This is a genomic window from Umezawaea sp., assembly GCF_057122925.1.
Genome location: NZ_DBNGPQ010000080.1, coordinates 62,225 through 78,362, shown reverse-complemented (window position 1 = coordinate 78,362; position 16,138 = coordinate 62,225). Strand labels below are relative to the sequence as shown.

20 protein-coding genes are annotated in these 16,138 nt (G+C 71.8%); 12 read left to right on the top strand and 8 right to left on the bottom strand.

Annotation, left to right across the window (positions count from 1 at the left end; all coding sequences use genetic code 11):
* Positions 1-15: 15 nt before the first annotated feature.
* Positions 16-1,230, bottom strand: a complete 1,215-nt coding sequence (gene hemW / locus AC156L_RS17795) for a radical SAM family heme chaperone HemW (RefSeq protein WP_330881723.1) — start codon at positions 1,228-1,230, stop codon at positions 16-18.
* 299 nt (positions 1,231-1,529) lie between these two features.
* On the opposite strand from hemW, the gene AC156L_RS17790 reads away from it, so the two are divergent.
* The 10 genes from AC156L_RS17790 to AC156L_RS17745 all read left to right on the top strand — a co-directional run bounded on the left by AC156L_RS17790 (position 1,530) and on the right by AC156L_RS17745 (position 10,634).
* Positions 1,530-3,215: a nitrite/sulfite reductase gene (locus tag AC156L_RS17790; protein ID WP_330881721.1), complete on the top strand. Its 1,686-nt coding sequence runs from the start codon at positions 1,530-1,532 to the stop codon at positions 3,213-3,215.
* On the top strand, positions 3,212-3,376 hold the full coding sequence (locus AC156L_RS17785; RefSeq protein ID WP_106192632.1) for an Insertion element protein: 165 nt from the start codon (positions 3,212-3,214) through the stop codon (positions 3,374-3,376). Before AC156L_RS17790 ends, AC156L_RS17785 begins: the two co-directional genes overlap by 4 nt.
* The gene (locus AC156L_RS17780; protein WP_330881715.1) at positions 3,373-4,074 is read left to right on the top strand and encodes a phosphoadenylyl-sulfate reductase; all 702 of its coding nucleotides are present in this window, start codon (positions 3,373-3,375) and stop codon (positions 4,072-4,074) included. Before AC156L_RS17785 ends, AC156L_RS17780 begins: the two co-directional genes overlap by 4 nt.
* A complete protein-coding gene (cysD, locus tag AC156L_RS17775; protein ID WP_330881713.1) occupies positions 4,071-5,009 on the top strand; it encodes a sulfate adenylyltransferase subunit CysD in 939 nt (312 codons plus the stop codon). Before AC156L_RS17780 ends, cysD begins: the two co-directional genes overlap by 4 nt.
* The gene (locus tag AC156L_RS17770; protein WP_330881711.1) at positions 5,010-6,356 is read left to right on the top strand and encodes a sulfate adenylyltransferase subunit 1; all 1,347 of its coding nucleotides are present in this window, start codon (positions 5,010-5,012) and stop codon (positions 6,354-6,356) included.
* Between the two features lie 25 nt (positions 6,357-6,381).
* Positions 6,382-7,470 (top strand): ABC transporter substrate-binding protein, encoded by a 1,089-nt coding sequence (locus AC156L_RS17765; protein WP_330881709.1) that lies wholly within the window; start codon positions 6,382-6,384, stop codon positions 7,468-7,470.
* Between the two features lie 29 nt (positions 7,471-7,499).
* Positions 7,500-8,297, top strand: a complete 798-nt coding sequence (locus AC156L_RS17760) for an ABC transporter ATP-binding protein (protein WP_330881707.1) — start codon at positions 7,500-7,502, stop codon at positions 8,295-8,297.
* Entirely contained in the window at positions 8,275-9,174 is a 900-nt protein-coding gene (locus AC156L_RS17755; RefSeq protein WP_330881705.1) for an ABC transporter permease, read from the top strand. The genes AC156L_RS17760 and AC156L_RS17755 overlap by 23 nt, the downstream gene beginning before the upstream one ends.
* Complete coding sequence (locus AC156L_RS17750; protein ID WP_330881703.1) at positions 9,171-9,920, top strand: sirohydrochlorin chelatase; 750 nt, start codon at positions 9,171-9,173, stop codon at positions 9,918-9,920. Before AC156L_RS17755 ends, AC156L_RS17750 begins: the two co-directional genes overlap by 4 nt.
* A gap of 108 nt (positions 9,921-10,028) precedes the next feature.
* On the top strand, positions 10,029-10,634 hold the full coding sequence (locus tag AC156L_RS17745; RefSeq protein WP_330881701.1) for a cyclase: 606 nt from the start codon (positions 10,029-10,031) through the stop codon (positions 10,632-10,634).
* Between the two features lie 180 nt (positions 10,635-10,814).
* On the opposite strand, the gene AC156L_RS17740 is transcribed toward AC156L_RS17745, so the two are convergent.
* Positions 10,815-11,285: a MarR family winged helix-turn-helix transcriptional regulator gene (locus AC156L_RS17740; RefSeq protein ID WP_330881699.1), complete on the bottom strand. Its 471-nt coding sequence runs from the start codon at positions 11,283-11,285 to the stop codon at positions 10,815-10,817.
* Positions 11,282-11,902, bottom strand: a complete 621-nt coding sequence (locus tag AC156L_RS17735; RefSeq protein ID WP_330881697.1) for a DJ-1/PfpI family protein — start codon at positions 11,900-11,902, stop codon at positions 11,282-11,284. The genes AC156L_RS17740 and AC156L_RS17735 overlap by 4 nt, the downstream gene beginning before the upstream one ends.
* A 183-nt stretch (positions 11,903-12,085) precedes the next feature.
* Here AC156L_RS17735 and AC156L_RS17730 point away from each other — a divergent pair, with 183 nt between their 5' ends.
* Entirely contained in the window at positions 12,086-12,865 is a 780-nt protein-coding gene (locus AC156L_RS17730) for an enoyl-CoA hydratase-related protein (protein ID WP_330881695.1), read from the top strand.
* On the opposite strand, the gene AC156L_RS17725 is transcribed toward AC156L_RS17730, so the two are convergent.
* Both AC156L_RS17725 and AC156L_RS17720 read right to left on the bottom strand, forming a co-directional pair.
* A complete protein-coding gene (locus AC156L_RS17725) occupies positions 12,862-13,275 on the bottom strand; it encodes a hypothetical protein (RefSeq protein ID WP_330881692.1) in 414 nt (137 codons plus the stop codon). The genes AC156L_RS17730 and AC156L_RS17725 overlap by 4 nt on opposite strands.
* A gap of 56 nt (positions 13,276-13,331) precedes the next feature.
* On the bottom strand, positions 13,332-13,967 hold the full coding sequence (locus AC156L_RS17720; protein WP_484407031.1) for a class I SAM-dependent methyltransferase: 636 nt from the start codon (positions 13,965-13,967) through the stop codon (positions 13,332-13,334).
* Between the two features lie 85 nt (positions 13,968-14,052).
* Between AC156L_RS17720 and AC156L_RS17715 the strand changes: the two genes are divergently transcribed.
* Complete coding sequence (locus tag AC156L_RS17715; protein WP_330881688.1) at positions 14,053-14,985, top strand: AraC family transcriptional regulator; 933 nt, start codon at positions 14,053-14,055, stop codon at positions 14,983-14,985.
* Positions 14,986-15,024: 39 nt separating this feature from the next.
* Here the strand turns inward: AC156L_RS17715 and AC156L_RS17710 are convergent, their stop codons facing one another.
* The 3 genes from AC156L_RS17710 to AC156L_RS17700 are packed head-to-tail and all read right to left on the bottom strand — an operon-like array spanning position 15,025 to position 16,109.
* Positions 15,025-15,366 (bottom strand): barstar family protein, encoded by a 342-nt coding sequence (locus tag AC156L_RS17710; protein WP_330881686.1) that lies wholly within the window; start codon positions 15,364-15,366, stop codon positions 15,025-15,027.
* Positions 15,363-15,848 (bottom strand): guanyl-specific ribonuclease, encoded by a 486-nt coding sequence (locus tag AC156L_RS17705; RefSeq protein ID WP_330881684.1) that lies wholly within the window; start codon positions 15,846-15,848, stop codon positions 15,363-15,365. The genes AC156L_RS17710 and AC156L_RS17705 overlap by 4 nt, the downstream gene beginning before the upstream one ends.
* A gap of 9 nt (positions 15,849-15,857) precedes the next feature.
* Positions 15,858-16,109 carry a hypothetical protein gene (locus AC156L_RS17700; RefSeq protein WP_330881682.1) on the bottom strand — a complete coding sequence of 84 codons (252 nt, stop codon included), beginning with the start codon at positions 16,107-16,109 and terminating at the stop codon, positions 15,858-15,860.
* Positions 16,110-16,138 lie beyond the last annotated feature (29 nt).

The window sequence follows — 16,138 nt, the reverse complement described above, 5'->3', positions numbered from 1 at the left end:
TGCACCGATCCGGCCTCATGTGAGCCGGTGCACGACGGCGTCGGCGAGCAGCCGCCCCCGATCGGTCAGGACGCAGCGGCCCCCGTCCAGCGCGGCGGGCTCCAGCAGGCCGTCGGCGGCGGCGAGCTTCGCCTCGGCCTGGCCGTCGGTGTCCAGCACGTCCAGCGGCAGGCCGTCGCGCAGGCGCAGCTCCAGCAGGACGCGTTCGACGCGGCGGTCGGCGTCGGCGAGCAGCTCGCGCCCCGCGGCGGGTGACCGCCCGGAGGCCAGCACCTCGGCGTAGCGGGCGGGGTGCTTGACGTTCCACCAGCGCAGGCCGCCGACGTGGCTGTGCGCGCCGGGCCCGGCGCCCCACCAGTCGTGGCCGCGCCAGTAGAGGAGGTTGTGGGCGCACCGGGCGGCGTCGTCGGTCGCCCAGTTGGACACCTCGTACCAGCTCATCCCCTGCGCGGCCATGGCGGCGTCGATCTGCTCGTACTTGTCGGCGAGCACGTCGTCGTCGGGCATCGGCAGGACGCCGCGGCTGACCTTGCGCGACAGCGCGGTGCCCTCCTCGACGATCAGCGCGTAGGCGGACACGTGGTCGACGCCCGCCGAGTGCACGGCGTCGAGGGAACCCCTGAGGTCGTCGGCGGTCTCGCCGGGCGTGCCGTAGATGAGGTCGAGGTTCACGTGCTCGAACCCGGCCGCGCGGGCCTCGCGGGCGGCGTCGACCGGCCTGCCCGGCGTGTGCTTGCGGTCGAGGACCTGGAGCACGTGGCGGGCGGCGGACTGCATGCCCAGCGACACCCTGGTGTAACCAGCGTCACGGATGCCCGCGAAGAACTCCGGCGACGTGGACTCGGGGTTGGACTCCGTGGTGACCTCCGCGCCCGGCGCGAGGCCGAACGAGGACCGGACGGCGGCCAGCACGTCGGACAGCCCGGCGGCGCCCAGCAGCGACGGTGTGCCACCGCCGACGAACACGGTGTCAGCGCGGGGCGGGGTGCCGAGCACCGACGCCGCCAGGTCCAGCTCGCGCCGCAGGCCCTCCAGCCAGGACTCCGGCGAGGCGGAGGTGCCCAGCTCACCGGCGGTGTAGGTGTTGAAGTCGCAGTAGCCGCAGCGGGTCGCGCAGAACGGGACGTGGACGTAGACGCCGAACGGACGGCTGCCGAGCCCGGCCAACGCCGACGGCGGCAGCGAGCCGTCGGCGGGTGCGGGATCACCAGCGGGAAGGGCGGAGGGCATGGGACCCAGTCTCCCACTTAACACACGGTCGGAGGCCGTCCCAGCATTCGGTTGGCTGTGGACCACGGGGTGGACAGGTGGCACTCTCAAGCCATGACCTCGACCGGAGTCCGCCTGGTGGTGCGCCGCCACGTCGACTTCCGTCGCGTCTCCAGCGCGTTGTGCCGTCGTTCGGCATAGCCCGCGCCTGCTATTGATCTTGTTCCCGTCGGCGCCGGGTGCGCTGACGAGACCCCCACCACGGCTCCACCGGGACTCGGCCGCGCGCGCCCAGCGCCCCGAAACCCCGGAGGACGACGATGGTCCCCCCGACTACGACGTCTCAACGCGGCACGAAGCAACGCCGTGGTGAGGGGCAGTGGGCGCTCGGCTACCGCGAACCGCTCAACCCCAACGAGCGCAGCAAGAAGGACGACAACCCCCTCAACGTCCGCGCGCGGATCGAGAACATCTACGCGCACGGCGGGTTCGCCTCCATCGACCCGGCCGACCTGCGGGGTCGTTTCCGCTGGTACGGGCTCTACACCCAGCGCAAGCCCGGCATCGACGGCGGCCGGACGGCGACGCTGGAGCCGGAGGAGCTGGACGACGAGTTCTTCATGCTCCGGGTGCGCTCCGACGGCGGGCGGCTGACCACCGAGCAGCTGCGCGTGCTCGGCGAGGTGTCCCAGACCTACGCGCGCGACACGGCCGACATCACCGACCGGCAGAACATCCAGTACCACTGGATCCGCATCGAGGACGTCCCCGCGATCTGGCAGAAGCTGGAGGACGTGGGTCTGACCACGATGGAGGCCTGCGGGGACAGCCCCCGCGTGGTCCTCGGTTCGCCGGTCGCGGGCATCGCCGTGGACGAGGTGGTGGACGGCAGCCCGGCGATCGACGTGATCCTGGAGCGCTACATCGGCGACCCGGCGTTCTCGAACCTGCCGCGCAAGTTCAAGACCGCCATCTCCGGGCTCCCCGACGTGGCGCACGAGATCCACGACATCGCGTTCGTCGGCGTGGACCACCCCGAGCACGGCCCCGGCTTCGACCTGTGGGTCGGCGGCGGCCTGTCCACCAACCCGATGATCGGCAAGCGGCTCGGCGCGTGGGTGCCCCGCGACGAGGTGCCGGACGTGTGGGCCGGGGTGATCAGCGTGTTCCGCGACTACGGCTACCGCAGGCTGCGGCACCGCGCGCGGATCAAGTTCCTGGTGGCGGACTGGGGGCCGGAGAGGTTCCGCGAGGTCCTCGAGACCGAGTACCTCAAGCGGACGCTGATCGACGGCCCCGCGCCGGAGGTGCCCGCGCAGCCCCGCGACCACATCGGCGTGCACCGGCAGAAGGACGGCCTGTTCTACGTCGGCGCGGCGCCGATCGCGGGCCGGGTGTCCGGGTCCACGCTCGTCGAGGTCTCCAAGGCAGTCGAACGGGCGGGCTCGGGGCGGGTGCGCCTGACGCCGCAGCAGAAGCTCGTGGTGCTGGACGTGCCCGAGGCCGAGGTGCCCGCGCTCCAGGGCGACCTGGCGAAGCTGGGGCTCCAGACCGAACCGTCGCCGTGGCGGCGCGGCGTGATGGCGTGCACCGGCATCGAGTTCTGCAAGCTCGCCATCGTCGAGACCAAGGCCCGCGCGGTCGACCTGGTCAGCACGCTGGAGAAGGAGCTCGCGGACGTGGTGGGCGAGATCGGGTCGCCGGTCAGCATCCACATCAACGGCTGCCCCAACTCGTGCGCCCGCATCCAGACCGCGGACATCGGGCTCAAGGGCCAGATCGTGACGGACGCCGACGGCAACCAGGTCGAGGGCTTCCAGGTGCACCTCGGCGGCGGGCTCGGGCTGGACGCGGGCTTCGGCCGCAAGGTGCGCGGGCACAAGGTGACCGCCGCCGAGCTGTCGGGCTACGTCGAGCGGGTCGTGCGGCACTACGTGGCGCAGCGCACCGAGGGCGAGCGGTTCGCCCAGTGGGTCCTGCGGGCCGAAGAGGGTGACCTGAAGTGAGCGCGACCGAGCGTGCCACGCCCTTCTACTGCCCCTACTGCGGGGACGAGGACCTGCGTCCCGAGGAGGAGCCCCACGCGGCGTGGCTCTGCACCGGCTGCCGCCGCGTGTTCACCGTGAAGTTCGTTGGACTGCACTTGCCACAGGAGGTGAAGCGATGACCACGACCACTCGGACCGAGGAGTTGAGGGTGATCGCGGAGGCCGCGTCGGTCGAACTGGCCGACGCCACCGCCGCGGAGGCGCTGGAGTGGACCGCGCGGACGTTCGGCGAGAGCTGGATCGTCGCCTCCAACATGCAGGACGCCGTGCTGATCGACCTCGCCGTGAAGGCGAAGGCCGACGTCGACGTGCTGTTCCTGGAGACCGGCTACCACTTCGCCGAGACCATCGGCACCCGTGACGCGGTGGACCTGGTCTACCCGGACGTGCGCATCGTCAACGCCGCGGCCGAGCAGTCGGTGGCGGACCAGGAGGAGCAGTTCGGCCTGCTGAACCAGACCGACCCCGGCCGGTGCTGCGCGCTGCGCAAGGTCGTGCCGCTCCAGCGGACGCTGGCCCGGTACGACGCGTGGGTCACGGGCGTTCGCAGGGTGGACGCGCCGACGCGGGCGACCACGCCGATCGTGCAGTGGGACGAGCGCAACGGGCTGGTGAAGGTCAACCCGATCGCGCCGTGGTCCGACGACGAGTTCAACGCCTACATCGCCGAGCACGGGATCCTGGAGAACCCCCTCGTCCAGGCTGGTTATCCCTCCATCGGCTGCGCGCCGTGCACCGCCAAGCCGCTGCCGGGCCAGGACGCCCGCAGCGGTCGGTGGGCCGGGCAGGCCAAGACGGAATGCGGGCTCCACGGATGAACGACGATCTGCTGGCAGGGTCGAGCGTGAGCACCGCGCCGACTCCGCACACCACTCTGGACCGCCTCGAATCCGAGGCGATCCACATCTTCCGCGAGGTCGCGGGCGAGTTCGACCGGCCGGTGATCCTGTTCTCCGGCGGCAAGGACTCCACGCTGCTCGTGCACCTGGCGATCAAGGCGTTCTGGCCCGCTCCGGTGCCGTTCCCGCTGCTGCACGTCGACACCGGTCACAACTTCGACGAGGTCATCGAGTTCCGCGACCAGGTCGTGGCCCAGCACGGGTTGCGCCTGGAGGTCGCGAAGGTCCAGGACTGGATCGACGACGGTCGGCTCCAGGAACGCCCGGACGGCACGCGCAACCCGTTGCAGACCGTGCCCCTGCTGGACTCCATCACGTCCCACAGGTACGACGCCGTGTTCGGCGGCGGCCGTCGCGACGAGGAGCGGGCACGGGCGAAGGAGCGCATCTTCAGCCTGCGCAACAGCTTCGGCCAGTGGGAGCCGCGCCGCCAGCGCCCCGAGCTGTGGAACCTGTACAACGGTCGGCACCGCGCGGGCGAGCACGTGCGGGTGTTCCCGCTGTCCAACTGGACCGAGCTCGACGTGTGGAACTACATCGACCGCGAGGGCATCGAGCTGCCGTCGATCTACTACTCGCACCAGCGCGACGTGTACCTGCGCGACGGCATGTGGCTGACCGAGGGCCCGTGGGGCGGCCCCCGGCCCGAGGAGACCGTGCTGACCAAGACCATCCGCTACCGCACGGTCGGCGACGGCTCGTGCACCGGCGCGGTGGAGTCCGAGGCGTCCGACATCCGCGAGGTCATCGCCGAGGTGGCCGCGTCGCGGCTGACCGAGCGCGGCGCCACGAGGGCCGACGACCGCTTGTCCGAAGCAGCCATGGAAGACCGCAAGCGGGAGGGCTACTTCTAAATGAGCGACCTGTTGAGGCTGGCGACGGCGGGCAGCGTGGACGACGGGAAGTCCACGCTGGTCGGCCGGTTGCTGTACGACACCAAGTCGGTGCTGGCCGACACGCTCGACGCCGTGCACCGCGCGAGCGCCGACCGCGGGCTGTCCACCCCGGACCTCTCGCTGCTCGTGGACGGCCTGCGGTCGGAGCGCGAGCAGGGCATCACCATCGACGTGGCGTACCGGTACTTCGCCACCGACAAGCGCTCGTTCGTGCTCGCCGACACCCCCGGCCACGTGCAGTACACCCGCAACACGGTGACCGGCGCGTCCACGGCGCAGCTCGCGATCCTGCTGGTGGACGCGCGCAAGGGCGTCATCGAGCAGACCCGGCGGCACGCGGCCGTGCTGGCGCTGCTGGGCGTGCCGCGGCTCGTGCTGGCGGTGAACAAGATCGACCTCGTGGACTTCGACGAGACCACGTTCGCCCGCATCTCCAAGGAGTTCACCGCGCACGCGACAGCGCTGGGCTACAGCCCGGACGCGGTGGTGCACATCCCGGTGTCCGCCCTCGCGGGCGACAACGTGGTGGAACACTCCACGAACACCCCCTGGTACTCCGGCCCCACGCTGCTGGAGCACCTGGAGTCGGTGCCGGTCGAGGCCGACCCGCACGACGGCGAGTTCCGCTTCCCGGTCCAGTACGTGATCCGGCCGCGCACGCCGGAACACCTGGACTACCGGGGCTACGCCGGGCTGGTCGCGTCGGGCACGGTCAAGGTGGGCGACGAGGTCGTGGTCCTGCCCGCCGGGCTGCGCAGCACGGTGGAGAAGATCGACACCTTCGACGGTCCGCTGGCCGAGGCGGCGGCGGGCCAGTCCGTGACGCTGCTGCTGGCCGACGACCTGGACGTCTCCCGCGGCGACCTGATCGCCGCCGCGGGCACTCCCCCGCAGGTCACCGACGAGTTCGACGCCACCCTGTGCTGGCTGTCGGAGAAGCCGCTCACGCCGGGTGCCCGCGTCCTGGTCAAGCACGGCGCGCGCACCGTGCAGGCCATCGTCACGGAGCTGCGCGCGCGCTTCGACGAGCAGCGACTGGCCAGTGTGGACAGTCCGACCTCGTTGGGCCTCAACGAGATCGGCCGGGTCGCCATCCGCACGGCGGAGCCGCTCCCGGTGGACGGGTACTACAGCAGCAGGCGCACCGGCGCGTTCCTGGTGATCGACGCGGCTGACGGCGGCACGCTCGCCGCCGGCCTCGTGGGCGCGGGCCTCCCGGTGCTCGACGGCGTGGACAGCTGTACCGAGGGCGGGAACACCGCCCCGGTCGCCGACGACCACGCCCTCGTCTCCCCCGGCCCCTGAACATCCCCCGAAAGGTCTTCCCGCCGTGAGCAGCAACCGCAGGATCCTCGCCACGTCCCTCGCCGTACTGACGACCTTCGCCACGCTCGCCGGGTGCTCACGGGCGGGCAGCGACACCCCGGCAGCGGCGCCCGCCGCGTCCGACGACAAGGGCCCGGCCGCCGAGGTGCGGCTCGGCTACTTCCCGAACGTCACCCACGCCGCCGCGCTGATCGGCGTCGACAAGGGCCTGTTCGCCAAGGAGCTGGGCTCGACCAAGCTGACCACGCAGACGTTCAACGCGGGCCCTGACGAGGTCAACGCGCTGCTCGGCGGGTCGCTCGACGTGGCGTTCATCGGGTCCGGCCCGGCGATCAACGCCTACTCCAAGTCCAAGGGCGAGGCCGTGCGGCTGGTCGCGGGCGCGACCTCGGGCGGCGCGCAGCTCGTGGTGAAGTCGGACATCAACTCCGCGGCGGACCTCAAGGGCAAGACGATCAGCACGCCGCAGCTGGCGAACACGCAGGACGTGTCGTTCAAGAAGTGGCTGGTGGACCAGAAGATCGCCGCGGGCAGCGGGGCGGACCAGGTCAACGTGACCAACACGGAGAACGCGGCGAGCCTGGACCTGTTCAAGCAGGGCGGCATCCAGGGCGCGTGGGCTCCGGAACCGTGGTCGTCGCGGCTGGTGCTGGACGCGGGCGCCAAGGTGCTCGTGGACGAGAAGACGCTGTGGGACCAGGGCAGGTTCCCGACCACGGTGATCATCGTGCGCACCCAGTTCCTCAAGGAGCACCCGCAGACCGTGGAGGCGCTGCTCCGGGGTGAGGTCGCGGCGATCGACTGGGCGACGGCGAACAAGACCGAGGCCAAGACCGCCGTCAACGAGTCGCTGAAGAAGCTGACCAGCAAGGCGCTGGGCGAGCCGGTGCTGGACCGCGCGTTCGAGAACATCGAGCTGACGGTCGACCCGCAGGCCAAGCAGTTCCCGCAGCTGGCCAAGGACGCCGTGACGGCGGGCGTGGCGAAGGAGGCGGCGGACGTGACCGGTTTCGCCGACTTCACGCTGCTGAACAAGGTGCTCTCCGCGGCGGGCAAGCCCACCGTCGACACCGCGGGCCTGGACAAGAAGTAGCCGAACACTCGAGGGAAGGCAGGCACACCATGACCGCCACGCTTGAGGCCCCGACCCCGTCCGACACCAACGCCGCCGTGGCGCTGTCGGGCGTGCGCAAGGTGTTCGGCCACGGCGCGGGCGCCGTCGTCGCACTCGACGGCGTCGACCTGCGGGTCGAGCCAGGGGAGTTCGTGTGCCTGCTGGGCGCGTCGGGCTGCGGCAAGAGCACCTTGCTGAACCTGGTCGCCGGACTGGACGCGCCCACCTCGGGCGACATCGCGCTGACCACCTCGCGACCCGCCGTCATGTTCCAGGAAGCGGCGCTGATGCCGTGGCTCACGGCCGCGCGCAACGTCGAACTGCCGCTGCGCCTCGCCGGGCTCAAGAGGGGTGCCCGGCGCGCCAAGGCGAACGAACTGCTGTCGCTGGTCCGCCTCGGCGAGTCGGGCGCCAAGCGGCCGCACGAGCTGTCCGGCGGCATGCGGCAGCGCGTCGCACTGGCCCGCGCGCTCGCCTCGACGCTGGGCAGCGCCGAAGCGGGCACGCCCGGCCTGCTGCTGATGGACGAGCCGTTCGCGGCGCTCGACGCGATCACCCGCGACGTGCTCCAGGCCGAACTGGTGCGGGTGTGGCGCGAGACCAACACGGCCATCGTGTTCGTCACGCACGACGTCCGCGAGGCCGTCCGGCTCGGCCAGCGCCTCGTGCTGCTGTCCTCACGCCCCGGCCGGGTCGTGCGGGAGTGGAACGTCGACGGCCTGAGCGGTGCGGACGAGGCGGACTCCATCGAGGAGATCACCGCACACCTGCGAGAGGTGATCAGTGGCCACGCCGCAGCCTCCTGAGACGCTCGAAACCGACCGCGGCCTGGCCGCGGTCGGCGCCGGGCTGGACGCGCTCGACGCTCCCGCTCAGAACCAGAAGAAGTCGCCCTGGCAACGGTTCCTGCACACTGCCGTGCCGCCGCTGATCGCGTTCGGACTGCTGCTCGGCACGTGGCAGGCGCTCTGGGCCTCGGCGCTCTGGCCGGAGTTCCAGCTGCCCGCCCCGGCCGCCGTCTGGGACACGATCTGGGCGACGGTGCGGTCCGGCGACGCGGGCGAGATCCTGTGGACGTCGGTGTCGCGCGCGGTGCTCGGGTTCCTCGTGGCCGTGGTCATCGCGACCCCGCTGGGACTGCTGATCGCCAAGGTGCGGGTGGTCCGTGCGGCCATCGGTTCCCTGCTGACCGGGTTGCAGAGCCTCCCGTCGGTGGCGTGGGTGCCCGCCGCGATCCTGTGGTTCGGCCTCACTCCCACCGCGATCTACTTCGTGGTGCTGATGGGTTCCGTGCCGTCCATCGCGAACGGCCTCGTGTCGGGCATCGACCAGATCCCGCCGCTGCTCCCCCGTGTCGGCCAGGCGCTGGGAGCGGGCAAGCTGTCGTCGGCGCGGCACATCCTGCTGCCCGCCGCGCTGCCCGGCTACCTCGCCGGTCTCAAGCAGGGCTGGGCGTTCTCGTGGCGCTCGCTGATGGCGGCGGAGATCATCGCGACCTCCCCGCAGCTCGGTCTCGGCCTGGGCCAGTTCCTGCACAACGGCCAGTCGCTCAACGACATCTCCATGGTGATCGCCGCGATCTTCCTCATCCTCCTCGTCGGCATCGGCATCGAACTCCTCCTCTTCCGCCCGCTGGAACGCGCCGTGCTGCGCGCCCGTGGTCTGACGGGGGCCTTCGGATGACCCCGCTCATCGCCGTCGCGCACGGCAGCCGCGACCCGCGGTCCGCGGCGACCGTCGCGGAACTGCTGGACGTCGTCCGCGTGCTCAACCCGGCGGTCGACGTCCGCCCGGCGTTCCTCGACCTCTCCGCGCCCCGGCTCGGCGACGTGCTCCGCACCGTGCACGGCGAGGGGCACCGGCACGCCGTCGTCGTGCCGCTGCTGCTGGGCAAGGCCTTCCACGCCCGCGTGGACGTGCCGGGCGCGGTGGCCGAGGTGCAGCGCCAGTTCCCGAGGCTGTCGATCACGATCGGCGATGTCCTCGGTCCCGACCCGTGGCTCGAATCGGCCGCGCTGCGCAGGCTCGCCGAAGCGGGCGTCCGACCTGCCGACCGGACCACCGGCATCGTGCTGGCGGGCGCGGGCTCGTCGCACGCGCCCGCCAACGCGGCCGTGGCCGCGACCGCCGCGCGCTGGGCGGCCCGCTCGGGCTGGGCGGGCGTCGAACCCGCGTTCGCCTCCGCCACCCAACCGGACGTGCCCACGGCCGTGGCCCGCCTGAGGGCTCGCGGCGCGACCCGCATCGCCGTCGCGTCGTGGTTCCTCGCCCCTGGTCTGCTGCCGGACCGCATCACCTCCCGAACGCTGGAACTGGCACCGGATGCCCTGGTAGCGGCCCCGTTGGGCGCCGATCCAGAGGTGGCCGAACTGGTGTTGCACCGCTACTCGACGGCGTTGGCGGGCAGCGAGGTTCGTCAATACGCGTGATTCGTCCGATCAGGCGACAGGCCCTTGACGTGAAACCTACTCACAAGTAGTCAGTAAGGCACGCCGCTTCCGCTGGACGCCCTCCCACCTCAACGGGGAGAGGGAAACATGAAGACAGCCGTATTCGCCGCGCTGGCCCTGCTGCTCGCGACGAGCACACCAGCCTCCGCCGAACCGCACGCGATCACGTACAAGTTGAAGGCGACCGCGCTCGGACAGAGCGCCGAGTTCACCCTCGACCAACCGATCGACGCGACCGCACCGGCAACGGTCGCGCCCGGTGGCGCGGTCACCGCCGTCATCGACCCGGCACCGAACAAGGTGCCTGCCGAGGCCGCCGGTTACACCGTGCGCGAGATCAGGACCATCACCCTGTCGCTTCCCGTGCCCGCCAACTCGACGTTCCAGTCCGTCACGGCCACCGGCGGTGCCGGACTCGGCAGCACCCCGACGATCGCCCTGTCGGGCAACAACGTGGTGCTCAGCATCGCGGGCCCGATCAAGGGCGGCGCCGACTTCGAACTGCCCACCATCACCCTGAACCTGGTGGCGGGCGGCTCCGGTGCCATCAGCACCCAGCTGGGCGGCAGCAGCTACACCTCGCCGGGCCTCACCTTCACCGCGGGCATCAGCGCCTTCGGCATCCCGCTGGACGCCCCGGCCACCGGCTACCCGGACCCCAACCCGATCCTGACGACCACCACCATCGGCTGATCCGACCGTGTCGGGTGCCGTGCGGAGTTCCGGAGACCGCACACGACACCCGGCACGAGCCGAACCCGCGACACCCGAACAGATCCACCGATACCGTCCACACCAGACCTCCCGCCACGTGACCGTGTTGTCATGGCCATGAGCGTATTTGGGGACCGGTGGTCATAGAAGGTCGGAAATTCACTCGACCTCGTGAAGTCGCCCCCGGTCCGCGTCCAGGTTCGCCACCAGCCGGTCCATCACGTCCAGCGCCACCCGCAACTCCTGCGCCCCAACGGATGCCGTGATCCGGTTGGCCCACGCGTACTGCGCCTCGCGCAGGCTCTCCACGGCCGCGTACCCCGCCCCGGTCGGCCGGAACAGCTTCGCCCGCCGGTGCGCCGGGTTCGGCAGGTACTCGGCCAAACCCCTGTCCACCAACAGGTCCGCGATGCGCTGCACGCTCTGCCGGGTCAGCCCCATCTCCCGCGCGATCCCGGACACCGACAGCGGTTCCCGCAGCACCGCCCCGAGCACCTGCCACCACGCCGCCGTGAGCCCGACCGGTTTGGTCATCACCTCGGCCGCCTCCAGGAACCCCCCGTACAGCCGGAACGTCCGCATGACCACGTCGGTCAGCACGTCACCGGCCTCGGACCGCGGTGCGATCACGACGCCGCCGCCATCAGCTTCCCGAACCAGGCCGGGTCCCCGGTGCTGAACAGGCCGTACCAGGCCTGGAGGACCTCGGGCGAGTACAGGTCCAGCTCGGCGAAGATCTCGCGCGCGAACTCGACCGCACCGGCCGCCCCCGCCGTGATGAGCCCGCGGTCGGTGTGCGCCCGCACGGCCCGGAAGCGGTCCGCACCGCCGTAGCCGGGCACGTGGACCAGTTCCTCGACGGCGTTGCCGGTGTGGTCGCGGTCGTCGAGCAGGCCCTCGGCGGCCAGGCCGGTCGTGGCGCCGCAGATCGCCGCGACCGGGACGCCGGAGGAGAGGAAGCCGCGCGCGGCGGCGGCGAACGGGGCGAGCGCACCGGACGCCCACAGGCCCGCGCCGGGGAGGATCAGCATCGCGCTGTCGGCCGGGTCGAGGTCGGCCAGGACGGTGTCGGGCGTGATCCGCAACCCGCCCGCGGACGTGACGGTGTCGAACGTCAGCCCCACCGTGCGGATCTCGTGGCGACCGGGGGAGAGCTGCCAGTCGGGCGTGTTGATCGCCGCCGTGGCGAACCCGAACTCCCAGTCGGCGAGCGTGTCGTAAACCCCGAGGTGCACCGTCGATTTCATGACAGCAGCCTGTCATGTTGACAGACTGCTGTCAATCCACTCAAGACCCGCGCTGGAGGCTCACCTCCTCTCCCCCGGAGGAAAGGCAGCCGCGCACCGACACCGCGAGAACCGACTCGCCCGATCGCGTGCCCCACCCCGAGCCCCACGGGCACCGGGGCCGGGGATCGTAGAGTGCGGGTCATGGCAGACGAGCTGGTCCACTACGAGGTGCGGCGCGGCATCGCGACGATCACGCTGGACTCCCCCCACAACCGCAACGCGCTCTCCGCCCGGCTGCGGGCCGAACTGATCGCCCACCTGAGGACCGCGACGGCCGACGACGCCGTGCGGGTGGTCGTGCTGAGCCACACGGGCACCGTGTTCTGCTCCGGCATGGACCTCAAGGAAGCGGGCGGGACGACCGCGAACGAGCAGGGGGTGAACGAGTTCCCGGCGATCCTGGAGCGGATCCGGACCAGTCCGAAGCCGGTCGTCGCCCGGCTGGCCGGTCCGGCGCGGGCGGGTGGGGTCGGGATCGTGGCGGCCTGCGACATCGCCGTGGCGGCCGAGAACGCGACGTTCGCGTTCAGCGAGGTGCGCATCGGCGTGGTGCCCGCGGTGATCTCCGTGACGGTGCTGCCCCGGCTGCTCCCCCGTGCCGCGCACGAGCTGTTCCTCACCGGTGAGGCGTTCGGCGCGGCCAGGGCGAAGGACATCGGGCTGATCAACTCGTCCGTGCCCGCCGACGAGCTGGACGCCGAGGTGCGGCGCTACGCGGACATGCTGGCGCTGGGCGCGCCGGGAGCGCTGGCGGCGACCAAGCAGATGCTCCAGGAGCCGCGCCGGTCGAACCTGGGCGAGGTGTTCGCGGACATGCTGGAGCTGTCGGCGCGGCACTTCGGCGGACCCGAGGGCCAGGAGGGCATCGCGGCGTTCGTCGAGAAGCGCACACCCTCCTGGGTTCCGACCGAGGAGGGCTAGAACCAGCCGGTGCACTCGATGTGCCCCTGCGAGGAGCCGCAGGCGCGCATCAGCCGGTTGTCGTTCTTGAACGCGTCGGTGTGCTTGCCGTCCCCGTGGTCGATGCGGGTGTAGCCGAGGAAACCCTGGTAGTCGGAGCCGTCGGGCTTGCGGCGGTCGGTCCAGACCTCCTCGCCGTTCGTCCCGCCGGAGATGCGCCCCCAGGCGCACTGGGTTGTGTTCGACGCTCGGAGTTCGACGACCCGGCCGGTCACCGTGACGACCGGGTTGTCGCCTCCGGCGACGTCGAACGGCGTGATGGGGCGCTCGTGGTCGCACCCCGGTTCGGAGGCGGCGAAGGCGGGCGCGGAACCGAGGACGGCGACCGTGGCGGCGGTGGTCAGGAGCGCTGCGAGGCGAAGCGGATTCATGGGACGACACTGTCCTGGTCGCCCCGCCGACCCGCTCGCCGACCGAGATCACGCCGTTACCGAGACGCCCGGTAGTGCGCGAAACCGCCTGGGAACGACCTCCCCCTGCTCACCTCCGCGGCGTCGCGCAGGCCCGCCTCGGCCATCAGCGCCACCGCGGTCTCGCCGAGCGGGTGCCCGTGACCGTGACCGCGCTTCGACCAGAACAGCCGGTGCGCAGGCGCGGGCTCCTGGTGGTCGAAGTCGAGCAGGTGCAGGCTGCCGCCCGGTGCCAGCACCCGGCGGACCTCGCGGAGCGCGTCGACCTTCTGGGCCGCGGGCAGGTGGTGGAGCATGAACGCCGACAGCACCCGGTCGACGCTGCCGTCGGCGTGCGGGAGCTCGTCGGCGAAACCCCGGTCGAGCCCGATGTCCACCCCGGCGCGGGCCGCCTTGCGCCGGGCGAGCGCGAGCGCGTCCGGGTCGGGGTCGAGGCCGATCACCGTCGCACCCGGCGCCGCGCGCTTGGCCAGCAGCAGCACGGTGCCGGTGCCGCAGCCGATCTCCAGCACGGTGCCGCGAGGGGGCAGGGCGGCCTGGGCGACGAGCTGCCACTGGGCGTCCTTGGCGCCGAGGAGCATGCTGAACACGTCGTAGAACGGCAGCAGCGAGCGCTTGCCCATCGCGGGCAGGTAGGCGCGGTCTGTGGTCACGGTGTTCTCCCAGGAACGAAGTTCGGCTGACCCTGCTAGCCTTCCAACGCCCTGACCTGCCAACAAGTGATGAAGTGCGGCTCTGATGGCACTATCTTCCGATCACGACGGCGCTCTGCGCCCGACGCGTCGCACGGCGCAGGGCGTCCCCCTGGTCGACTACGTCCGGACCGCGGGCCTGCCGTCGGTGTCGGTCGAGCACTGGACCGGCGGCGAACTGCGGGACCACACGTCCTCGCTGGGCACCCACGCCCACGACTTCCTCGTGCTGTTCTACGTGGAGCAGGGCGACGGCGTGCTGCGCGTGGACGGCCGGGACTGGGAACTCGCGGCGGGTGACGCGTTCGTCATCGCCCCCGGCGCGGTCGTCGCGCCGGGCCGCACCCACCCGAGCGAGCGGGGCGAGGCGTGGGCGGTGTTCTTCCCCGTCGACGCGGTCGACCCGACGGCCTCCGCCTCGCTGGTCTCCTGGCGGACCCACCCGCTGCTGTCGCCGTTCATCGGTGACCACCGCGGCGGCGGGCAGCGGTTCCGGGTGCCGCCGGGCGACCGGCAGGCCTGGTCCCGGCACCTCGCCGACCTCGACGCCGAGGTGACCGGGCGGCTGGACGGCTACGCGGACGCCGCCCGCGCGCACCTGACGCTGCTGCTGGTGCGGCTCGGCAGGCTCCAGGTCGACCTCCCCGGCGACCCCGGCGTGGAGCCGCTGGTCGCGGCCGTCTTCGACGTCGTGGAGAACCGGTACCACGAGCCGATCTCGCTGCGGGACGTCGCGGACGCGGTCGGCCTGACGACCGGGCACCTCACCACGGTGGTCGGCAGGCGCACCGGCCGCACGGTGCAGCAGTGGATCACCGAGCGGAGGATGCGGGAGGCGCGGCGGCTGCTGGCCGACACGGACCTCACCGTCGGCGAGGTCGCGCGCCGGGTCGGCTACCGGGAGGCGGGCTACTTCGTCCGCCGGTTCCGCACCGCGCACGGCGTCACGCCCGTGGCGTGGCGGCGGGCGGGCCGCTAGCGCCGCCACGACGAGCCCCGCCTGGCGGCGAAGGCCGGTTCAGTCCGCGCGGACGACCGTCAGCACGCGGTCGCCGAGTTCGGCGGTGCGCCGCACGGCGTCGTCCAGCACGGCGTTCACGCTCTCGCCGCCCCTCGGGTCGTGGCGGACCAGTTCGGCCGACCGCGGCCAGATCAGCACGTGCTCGCCCTCGGGCAGCCACGACAGGTCGGTCAGCGAGTCGTAGAGGGCGTCCAGGTTGTGCCCGAACCACTCGGGGAACGACAGGGCGGCGGCGATGGCCTCGATGGCCTGGTGCCGCGAGGTGATGGTGTCGCCCCGCAGCACGTGCGGGTGCGCGCCGCGGTCGCGGGCCGCCTCCACGGCCTCCTGGACGGTCACTTCCGCACGTCCACGATCACGAAGGAGTCGTAGTGGTCGGAGGTGTAGTAGACCTCCTGCTGGGTGCCCGTGATCAGCCTCCGCGCTCCGCGGTCCGGGCTTCCGGGGGTCGGCACCGTGTACTCCTTGTAGTACTCGCCGGGCTTGGCGGGCAGGCGCTTCTCGCGGTTCTGGAACTGGACGCCGTCGTTGCGCGGGTACGGGAACGGCCCGTTCTGCTCGATCAGCTTCCACGTCTGCGCGGCCTCCGGGGGCAGGCTCGACAGCGGTCTGACCGCCAGCCCGGACTCCTGGCTCGCCTGCTCACCGCCGGGAGCGGCCGACGTGGACCGGCCCGGCGCGGACGGCTTCACGGACACCGTGCCCGAGGGCTGTCCGCCGGAGGACGGGGAGGACGACGACAGGTCCTTGAAGACCCACCCGAACACGACCAGGGCGATCAGGCCAACGAGCGCGACGGAGAGGCGCCTACCAGGAGTCACCGGGCCAGCCTACGAACCGCCGCCGAGGTGCAGCGTGTGGGGCTCCCGGACGTCGGTCGGCAGCGCCCCGACCGGTGGTTCGGCGTCCTTGTTGGGCGTCACGCGCGCCGAGGCGCGGTCGACCGCGCGGTCGATGAGCCGGGCCACGACCAGGCACAGGGGCAGCATGAGCCCCATCATCAGCGGAAATTGCAGCACGAAGGGCAGCTGGGTCAGCCACAGCTCGACCCCGTCCCACCACTGCGCGATCCCCTCCAGCACGACACCGAGCCTAGTCCGGTGACGCGCCT

Coding starts and splice junctions, on each gene's coding strand:
- hemW (WP_330881723.1), bottom strand. CDS start 1,230: ATGCCCTCCGCCCTTCCCGCTGGTGATCCCGCACCCGCCGACGGCTCG.
- AC156L_RS17790 (WP_330881721.1), top strand. CDS start 1,530: ATGGTCCCCCCGACTACGACGTCTCAACGCGGCACGAAGCAACGCCGT.
- AC156L_RS17780 (WP_330881715.1), top strand. CDS start 3,373: ATGACCACGACCACTCGGACCGAGGAGTTGAGGGTGATCGCGGAGGCC.
- cysD (WP_330881713.1), top strand. CDS start 4,071: ATGAACGACGATCTGCTGGCAGGGTCGAGCGTGAGCACCGCGCCGACT.
- AC156L_RS17770 (WP_330881711.1), top strand. CDS start 5,010: ATGAGCGACCTGTTGAGGCTGGCGACGGCGGGCAGCGTGGACGACGGG.
- AC156L_RS17760 (WP_330881707.1), top strand. CDS start 7,500: ATGACCGCCACGCTTGAGGCCCCGACCCCGTCCGACACCAACGCCGCC.
- AC156L_RS17750 (WP_330881703.1), top strand. CDS start 9,171: ATGACCCCGCTCATCGCCGTCGCGCACGGCAGCCGCGACCCGCGGTCC.
- AC156L_RS17745 (WP_330881701.1), top strand. CDS start 10,029: ATGAAGACAGCCGTATTCGCCGCGCTGGCCCTGCTGCTCGCGACGAGC.
- AC156L_RS17735 (WP_330881697.1), bottom strand. CDS start 11,902: ATGAAATCGACGGTGCACCTCGGGGTTTACGACACGCTCGCCGACTGG.
- AC156L_RS17730 (WP_330881695.1), top strand. CDS start 12,086: ATGGCAGACGAGCTGGTCCACTACGAGGTGCGGCGCGGCATCGCGACG.
- AC156L_RS17725 (WP_330881692.1), bottom strand. CDS start 13,275: ATGAATCCGCTTCGCCTCGCAGCGCTCCTGACCACCGCCGCCACGGTC.
- AC156L_RS17715 (WP_330881688.1), top strand. CDS start 14,053: ATGGCACTATCTTCCGATCACGACGGCGCTCTGCGCCCGACGCGTCGC.